Origin of the sequence: Pyxidicoccus fallax, assembly GCF_012933655.1 — a bacterium.
GTDB classification, from domain to species: domain Bacteria; phylum Myxococcota; class Myxococcia; order Myxococcales; family Myxococcaceae; genus Myxococcus; species Myxococcus fallax.
Window position 1 is genome coordinate 1 of record NZ_JABBJJ010000659.1, and the last position, 2,277, is coordinate 2,277.

Here is a 2,277-nt window from a genome sequence, read left to right on the forward strand (position 1 = left end):
GCCCGCCCGCGTCCACCACCTCCAGCCGCACCGCGACGGCGGGAGCACCGGGCGGCTCCTCCCACTGCACCCCCACCAGGGCGCTCTGCCCGGACACCAGCCGCTCCGGCTCCATGACCACCGGCACCAGCCGCGCCTCCTCCAGCGACTCCCCTCGCGCGTCCAGCCGCACCAGCCGCGCCGGCCCGGGCCCCCACGGTGCCTGGCCCGGTGGGTTCTCCAGCTTCAGCCCCACCATGACGGTGTCCCCCGTGCGGAAGATGGTGACATGCCCCTGGGGGCTCACTCCTCGCCTCGCGGGCTCGACTTCCGGACGGTGGGCCTTCACGCCGTCTTCCCGGTCCATCTCCCCGGAGACGAAGAGACCCGCCAGCCCCGCCCGGGCGCAGCGGGCGCGCAGGGCCGCCAGCCCGGCCTCCGTCGCGGCGCACACCCCGCGCAGCTTCGCCAGCTCGGCGACCAGGTGCGCCTCGGTCTTCTCCTCGCGCAGCACCTCCACCTGCGTATCCACCACTCCGCGCACGGAGGTCAGCACGAGTTGCACCTGCCGTGGTGACCTGCCATCGCGGAAACGCACCGTGAGCTTCAATGGCGCATCCGCGCGCAGTTCCACGGAAGGCCGGAGCACCAGTGAACTCTCCGCCACCTCGGCGCGTTCGAAGGACTGGAGTGCCGGGATGTCCTCCGATGCGAGAGCGATGGGGGTGTCGAACAGGACGAGGGTCGCGGCCTCCGGCGCCACCCGAACCCCATGCGAGGCCGGCGCCTCGTCGCCTCTCAGGAGGATGACCTGCTCCGTCCTTTGCCGCCCTCCCTCTCGTGGCTGCTCGGAGTCCGCTGCTGCTCCCGCGAGCACCATCACCACCACCGTCACCAACGAAGAGGGTAGGAACATCCCGGGGCAACCTCCTGCGTCAGACCCTACCAGAGGCCGGTGACGTCGAGGGAAGCTCCGACTCCTACCAGGGACACGGGGCTTGCGGCGTTGCCGTGCCACGGCCCTTCTTCAGAACAGGTCCTCCCCCATGGCTCGCAGGCTCAGCCCCGTGCACCCCTCCGCCTTCAGCCGTTCCACCAAGTCCGAGCGGATGATGTAGCGATCCGTCTGCTCACCCAATCTGAAGAACTTCGCGTCCTCGGGGATGGCCTCCTCGCGCAGGCACATGCGCCGCAAACTCGGGTAGATGATTTCTCGTGGTGCGTGTGAAAAGGTCTTGTAGACAGAACGCTGCCAGTCGAAGCAGTCCACCTTCACCAACGCGTTGGCCACGTAGAATTGCTCGTCATCAATGACGTGGCCACGCCGGTCCTTCAGCACAAATGGCAGGTACTCCACCTGCTCTTCGCCTACACCTTCCACCTCGAAAATCAGCCGCGCCTTGCGCGAAAGGATGACGACCTGGTTGATGTTGTTGATGAAATCCGTCACCCAGTCGCCCCCATCCATTGCCAACTGCAACTCCACCGTGGATGGAAAGAACTCGCCCATACGCTCTCCATTGGCAAGCTTCCAGCCCTTCTCTACTTTCTCGTCCACCTCTTCGATTTCGCAAAACCGTGGATCTCTTCGAACACTAAAGAGGAAGTAACCCAATCGATCCATGTTCAACCCTTTGCATTGATGGCTGACAAGGGCTGCCCGGCCCTCATTTTCTGAATCTCGGCGAGGACGTATCTTGAGGTGGCCTCAAGCGTCTCCTTCAGCTTCCTGAGCGCATCCTGGCAATCCCCCTGGGCGTCCATCGCGGCATTGAGGGCCCTGTTCGCTCGCCTCAGCGCGTCTCGCATCGACGCGGAGTACTCGGGGTGCTCACGAAGTCCCCAGGGGCAGTGCGCCGGCAGGCCCACGATTTCCGCTACGAATACCTCCTTCGGCAGCAGCACCAGGTTGTCTCCCCGGTTGATGTTCCACTTCGCCGCCAGCACCAGCCTCAGCCGCCGCTCCGCCTTCTCGTCCCGGCCAATCAGGTACTCGTGCACCGCCCCCTGCGGCACCAGGTGGTGGTGCTCGTGGTGGTACGGGTACCACGCCCCGTACCCCTGCCTTCCCTCGTCCTTCACCTGGAACGTCGGCTGCGAAGGCCGGTGCCGCTCGTGCTTCGGCCGCTGCTCCACCGGCACCACGTACCCGTAGTGCCATCCCCTCTCATTCAGCCTCAGCCAGTGCAGCGCCCGGTGGAACTTCCCCTCGTACTTGCGCAGGAAGCCCCGCCGCTCCTCCTCTGGCCGCCGCTCCGCCGCCTCCTCCACCACCCGCCGTATCCCTGTCTCTTATAC

Annotated in this window: 3 protein-coding genes; all 3 read right to left on the reverse strand. The window is 66.0% G+C overall.

What is annotated here, in order from left to right; genetic code table 11:
- A partial coding sequence (locus tag HG543_RS53210; RefSeq protein WP_169352613.1) for a DUF2381 family protein occupies positions 1-895 on the reverse strand: 895 nt, incomplete at its 3' end.
- Between the two features lie 111 nt (positions 896-1,006).
- On the reverse strand, positions 1,007-1,603 hold the full coding sequence (locus HG543_RS53215; protein ID WP_169352614.1) for an imm11 family protein: 597 nt from the start codon (positions 1,601-1,603) through the stop codon (positions 1,007-1,009).
- A gap of 2 nt (positions 1,604-1,605) precedes the next feature.
- Complete coding sequence (locus HG543_RS56115) at positions 1,606-2,253, reverse strand: AHH domain-containing protein (protein WP_169352615.1); 648 nt, start codon at positions 2,251-2,253, stop codon at positions 1,606-1,608.
- Positions 2,254-2,277 lie beyond the last annotated feature (24 nt).